The sequence below is a fragment of the Oscillochloris sp. ZM17-4 genome (assembly GCF_019599295.1).
Taxonomy (GTDB): domain Bacteria; phylum Chloroflexota; class Chloroflexia; order Chloroflexales; family Chloroflexaceae; genus Oscillochloris.
Genome location: NZ_JAIEWN010000027.1, coordinates 72993 through 78730 on the forward strand (window position 1 = coordinate 72993; position 5738 = coordinate 78730).

The following is a 5738-nucleotide window of genomic DNA, read 5'->3' on the forward strand; positions in this document are numbered from 1 at the left end:
TTGGCCGGGGTGATCAGGGTGGCGATCTGGCCGGGGGCCTGGCGGGCGGCGGCGATCGCCGCCGCCGTATCGCCGGCGATCGCGCCCACGTGGGCGGTGGTGCGCAGCCAGCCCGAGAAGGTGCGGGCCAGGCCGGCGATATCCGAGGCCAGCGGGGCGTCGAAGGGCTGGTGGGCCACCGCGTGCTCGCCGACGATATTCACCAGCGGCACCCCGGCCCGGCGGGCGTTGTGCAGGTTGGCGATCCCATTGGCCAGGCCCGGCCCCAGGTGCAGCAGGGTCGCCGCCGGCCGACCCGCCATGCGGGCGTAGCCGTCGGCCGCCCCGGTTGCCACGCCCTCGAAGAGCGTCAGCACCGCCCGCATGCCCGGCACGCTATCCAGCGCGGCCACGAACTGCATCTCGGAGGTGCCGGGGTTTGTGAAGCAGACCTCTACCCCGCCGGCCACCAGCGTGCGCAGGAGCGCCTCTGCCCCTCTCATGTGATTGCCTCTCTGCTGATGAGGGCTGCCGCCCTGCGGGGGGGCGGGGGCCGCAGGCCCATGTGCGTTAGGTTAACGGTTTTCGTGTAGAGCAGGGGGCCTCCGTCCGCATATGGGATGGCCGCCCCCCGGCATAGGTAGGGCCGAAGCATGCGCACCCCATGCATGGGCGACACGCAGATTCATCCGGTGCGCATGCTTCGGCCCTGCGGTGCCGTGGTGGCGCGGCTTTGCCGCGCCACCACGGCACACCATCATCCTATCGCCCGCCGAAGAGCGAGCCGAGGATGTCGATGACCGTGCTTGCGGTAGATGGCTGCTGGGCGGGCTGCGCGGGCTGGGCCGGGGCCTGCTGCTGGGCCTGCCCCTGGGCCTGGCTGCGCATGGCGCTCTGCAGCAGCGCGCCGAACATCCCCTCCAGCATCGAGGCCGCCCCGGCCGCGCCGGGGTCGATCTGGCCGGTCGTGTCGCGGCCGGCGCTCTGGCCGTAGCCGGTGGACGCGCCGGCGGTGGAGTTGGCCCCGCGCCGGCTGCCCAGCAGGCCGCTGAGGATGGCCTCCATCTCCGACTGGCCGTTGTTCTTCGCGTCGAGGTAGCCCATCACCCCGGGGACGATCGCGTCGAGCATGGAGCCCTCGCCGGGCTTGGAGTTGTTGGCCTTCTGCATGCCGCCGAGCAGCGCCTGGAGCAGCGGCATCAGGTCGCTGAGGCTGAAGCTGCTCTTGCCCTGCAGCTGGGTCGCGGCGTCCTGGAAGCCCGAGGCGTAGATCGGGGCCGTCGCGCCCTTGCCGTCATCGCGCAGCACCTGGGCGGCCTGGCCGAGGGCCGCGCCGACATCCTGCTGGCCGCCCTGGGCCGTAACCTTGCGCAGGGTGCTGGTGACGAGCTGGAAGTTGTGGACCATATTGTCGCCGCTGTTGCCGTTGCCGCGGTCGAGGTGGTTCAGGCTGCTCTGGTCGCGCTCAAGGTTCTGGGTGATCGCCTCGAAGATGGCGACGAGGCTGTCGGCTGAGGCCATGGGGTGCTCCTTCTTGCCGGAAAGAGGGAGAGACTCAGGGAGGGCGAAGCGCTCCCCGAGCTCCCGCCCCGGAAAGAATATGTGGTTCCAGATAGCTTTGGCGGCATTATACCATCAGGCCATCGCACACACGCGGAAGACCGGAATCTGCGCGGCCACCGCCTCGAACGCCGTGATCGGCGCATCCTTGTCGACTGCGATATGCGGCCGGGCCCCAGGGGCGCGCTTGAGGTAGGCCTTCAGGATGGGAGCCCGCTGCTCCACCGGGATCTCCTCAAGGCGCACATATTCGATTTGGCCGTGGCGTAGCAGCGCGCGGCCCTGGGCGGCCTCAAGGTTGCGCACCCAGGCCACGTCAGCTCCGAGCATCGAGACCAGGTAGCGCTCGCCGCCCTGCACCACCATAACGAGGGGGAAGGCGATCAGGCGACCGGTGCGCCGGCCGATCACCTGGAGCATCACCGTGTAGTTTGGGGCGACGCCCAGGGCGGAGATCGCCGCCCCGACGATGTTCATCAGGCGGGCCACATCGTTTGGGCGACGCCCGCGGTAAAACCAGCGTGCCAGCTGCTGCAGGTACATTGGGGCCTCCTCTCGGCGCGCCGCTGGGGCGCGTCGGTCACATCGTGCGTATCCTCTGCATGTTGTACGAGCGGCGCGGGCGGCAGGGTGCGGCCGGGCTGGGGACAGCGCGATGAGAAATCGTAACCGTGCAGACCCTCGGCTTGACCAAAGCGGCGGGCCGGCATCGCCCATCGGTTGTCGGTTATCATGGCGAAACGCCTGAGTACAAGGAGGTATAGGTATGGCCACGCTGATCGCCCGCGACCTGGCCCCGGACCTGGTGCTCTTCCACGGAGATGTGCATACGCTCTGGCCCGACCTGCCGCGCTGCGCGGCGGTGGCCTGCAAGGATGGCCGGGTGGTGGCCCTGGGCGACGACGCCGAGGTGCTGGCCCTGGCCGGCCCAGCGACCGAGCGGGTGGACCTGGGCGGGCGCACGCTGGTGCCCGGCATCAACGACGCCCACAACCACATGCTGGAGCTCGGCCTCAAGCTGAGCAAGATCCAGGTCGAGGACTGCGCCTCGATCGCCGCGATGGTCGATCTGGTGCGCGCGGCGGCCGAGCGCACCCCGCCCGGCCAGTGGATCGTCGGCGAGGGCTGGAACGAGTCGCTCTTCGCCGAGGGCCGCCTGCCGAGCCGCCAGGACCTCGACGCGGCCACAACGCGCCACCCGGTGCTGCTCAAGCGCTTCTTCAACATGGACGTGGTCAACTCGCTGGCCCTGGAGCTGGGCGGGGTCAGCCGGCACACGCCCGACCCGCAGGGCGGCAAGGTCGAGCGCGACGCCGCCGGCGAGCCGACCGGCATCCTGCGGGCGGCCGCCAAGCTGCTCTGCCGGGGGCTGCTGCCCGCGCCGACCCCGCAGGAGGCGGTGGCGGCCCTGGACGCGGCCGGCCAGGCCTACCTGGCCGTGGGCATCACCAGCGTGCTCGACCCCGGCCTCTACCCCTGGGAGATGCGGGCCTACCTGATGGCCCGCGAGCAGGGCCGGCTGCGCGTGCGGGTCAACCTGATGCCCTCCTGGCACGGCTTCCGCGAGGAGGAGCGCCGCGAGGAGCTGGAGGCCCGCGCGGCCGGGCTGGGCGTCTTCAGCGGGCTGGGCGACGAGTGGCTGAGCCTGGGCGGCCTGAAGATGGCGGTCGATGGCGGCACCACCTCGCGCACGGCCTGGATGTTCCAGCCCTTCCTGGGCGAGGAGAAGGTCCACGACTACAACCGGCTCGACCCGGAGGATCTCAGGGAGTTCTTCGCCCGAGGGCACGAGCTGGGCTGGGACATCGGCATCCACGCGATCGGCGACCGGGCGCACCACGAGTCGGCGCTGGCCTTCGCCGACGCGATCCAGAGCACGCCGAGCCCGCGCGCCGACCAGCGCCACAACCTGATCCACGCCTACTTCGCCAGCGAGGAGAGCCTCCAGCACATGGCCCGCCACGACATCGCGGCGGTGATCCAGCCGACCTTCATCTACTTCGAGGGCGACGACCTGTTCCGCGATGTGGGCGCGGAGCTGGCCCACCGCTACAAGCCGGCCCGCACCTACCTGGATCGCGGCATCCGGGTGGTGGCCACCAGCGACATCCCGAGCACGGCCCACTACAACCCCTTCGTCGGGCTGTACAGCCTGGTGACGCGCCAGAGCTGGAAGGGCACGCCGATCGCGCCGCAGGAGGCGATCAGCCGCGAGGAGGCCCTGCACGCCTACAGCGTGGCCGGGGCCTGGCTGACCCGCGAGGAGCATCGCAAGGGGCCGCTGGCCCCCGGCTTTCTGGCCGACATGATCGCCCTCGACCGCGACTACTTCAGCTGCCCCGAGGAGGAGATCAAGGAGATCAAGGTGGAGCTGACGGTGGTGGGCGGGAAGGTGGCCTACCGGCGGTGACGCTCGCGCAGGGCGGCAATGCGGGCGGGCACTTTGGCCCGCCCCTACTGCTTCGCGATCCCCGTGCCGCCCCCGCGCAGCACATACTTCTGGATCTTGCCCGTGGCCGTCTTCGGCAGCTCATCGACGAAGCTGACCCACTGCGGCGTCTTAAAGTGGGCCAGGTGGTCGCGCACAAACTGCTTGATCTCGGCCTCGCTGGAGCTGGCCCCCGGCTTCAGCACCACGAAGGCGTGCGGCGCCTCGCCCCACCGCTCGTGGGCCATGCCCACGACGGCGGCCTCCTGGACGGCCGGGTGGCGCAGCAGGACGCCCTCGACCTCGACCGACGAGATGTTCTCGCCGCCGCTGATGATCACGTCCTTGAAGCGGTCGCGGATCTCGATATAGCCGTCGGGGTGGACGACGCCGGCGTCGCCGGTGTAGAACCAGCCGTCGCGGATGGCCCGCGCGGTGGCCTCGGGGTCGTTGAAGTAGCCCTTCATGACCACGTTGCCGCGCACCGTCAGCTCGCCGAGGGTCGCCCCATCGGCGGGCACCTCATTGCCCTCGGGGTCGAGCACGCGCATCTCGCCGGAGGCGAGCATCTCGACGCCCTGGCGGGCCTTGAGCACGGCGCGCGCGGATGGGGAGAGCGCGGCGTGCTCGGGGAGCGGCTCGCAGATCGTGATCAGGGGCGAGGTCTCGGTGAGCCCGTAGACGTGGGTGATCTCCCAGCCGAGCTCGCCCTCGACCAGCTCGATCGTGGCGGCGGCGGGCGGGGCGCCGGCGGTGAAGAGGCGCACCCCGCGCGGGGCGCCGGCGCGCAGCTCGTCGGGGGCGCTGGCGATGGCGATCAGCACCGTGGGCGCGGCGCAGAACATCGTCACCCGCTCCGCGCTGATGAGCGGGAAGATCGTGCGCGGCTCGACCCGGCGCAGGCAGATGTGGGCCATGCCGCGGGCCGTCACGATCCAGACGAAGGTCCAGCCGTTGGCGTGGAACATCGGCAGCGTCCAGAGGTAGCGGTCCTCGGGGCCGAGGTGGTGGTGGGCCAGGGTGGTGAGGATGTTTATGGCCGCGTTGCGGTGGGTGATCATCACGCCCTTGGGCCGGGCGGTGGTGCCGCTGGTGTAGTTGATCGCCAGCAGGTCGCCCTCGGCGATCGCGGGGGCCGTGAAGGCGGCCGGGCTATCGGCCAGGATCGCCTCGTAGTCGAGCCAGCCCTCCTTCGCGCCCTCCAGGGCCACAAAGTGAGTCACCTCCGGCAGCTGGTCGCGGATGCTATCCACGGCGTCGAGGTAGTCGCTGTGGGCGCAGACGACCCGCGAGCCGCTGTGGTTGATGATGTAGGCGAAGTCGCCGGGGATGAGCCGGTAGTTGATCGGGACGATCACGGCGCCGATCTGGGGCACGGCGTAGAAGGACTCGAGCTGGGCGTGGGTGTTGGGCGCGATGTAGGCCACCCGGTCGCCCTGGGCGACCCCAAAGGCCTGGAGGGCGGCCGACCAGCGGTCGCAGCGGTCGAAGAGCTGGGCGTAGGTGAGCCGCAGGTCGCCGTCGACCACCGCCTCGCGGCCGGCGTAGAGGCGGCGGGCGCGGCGGGCGAACTCCATCGGGCTGAGTGGGGTCTCCATCGATGTGATGCGCCTCCTTGCGCGTACTCCGAACAGGGCGCGGCGGCACCGGGGGTGGGCCGGGCGTGCCTTAGGGCTGGTAGAAGGGCCGGGGCTGCATCTATTGTACTGCGCGCCGGGCGTCGCCGCAATATCGCCGCCAGGCGGGGGTTTGGGGGTGGCTTCGCCACCCC

General features: G+C 70.8%; 5 protein-coding genes. 1 reads left to right on the forward strand and 4 read right to left on the reverse strand.

The features are described from left to right. From K2Z83_RS18370 to K2Z83_RS18380, 3 genes are all read right to left on the reverse strand, one after another. Positions 1-482, reverse strand: a 482-nt coding sequence (locus tag K2Z83_RS18370) for a thiamine pyrophosphate-binding protein (protein WP_220596645.1), incomplete at its 3' end; no start/stop codon positions are given. A 259-nt stretch (positions 483-741) separates the two neighbouring features. Further along, the gene (locus tag K2Z83_RS18375; RefSeq protein ID WP_220596646.1) at positions 742-1500 is read right to left on the reverse strand and encodes a DAK2 domain-containing protein; all 759 of its coding nucleotides are present in this window, start codon (positions 1498-1500) and stop codon (positions 742-744) included. Positions 1501-1614: 114 nt separating this feature from the next. Further along, positions 1615-2082 (reverse strand): nitroreductase/quinone reductase family protein, encoded by a 468-nt coding sequence (locus tag K2Z83_RS18380; RefSeq protein WP_220596647.1) that lies wholly within the window; start codon positions 2080-2082, stop codon positions 1615-1617. A 223-nt stretch (positions 2083-2305) separates the two neighbouring features. On the opposite strand from K2Z83_RS18380, the gene K2Z83_RS18385 reads away from it, so the two are divergent. Beyond that, complete coding sequence (locus tag K2Z83_RS18385) at positions 2306-3949, forward strand: amidohydrolase (RefSeq protein WP_220596648.1); 1644 nt, start codon at positions 2306-2308, stop codon at positions 3947-3949. A 44-nt stretch (positions 3950-3993) separates the two neighbouring features. Here K2Z83_RS18385 and K2Z83_RS18390 read toward each other — a convergent pair whose 3' ends face one another. Next, entirely contained in the window at positions 3994-5565 is a 1572-nt protein-coding gene (locus tag K2Z83_RS18390) for a long-chain-fatty-acid--CoA ligase (protein WP_220596649.1), read from the reverse strand. Positions 5566-5738: the final 173 nt, after the last annotated feature.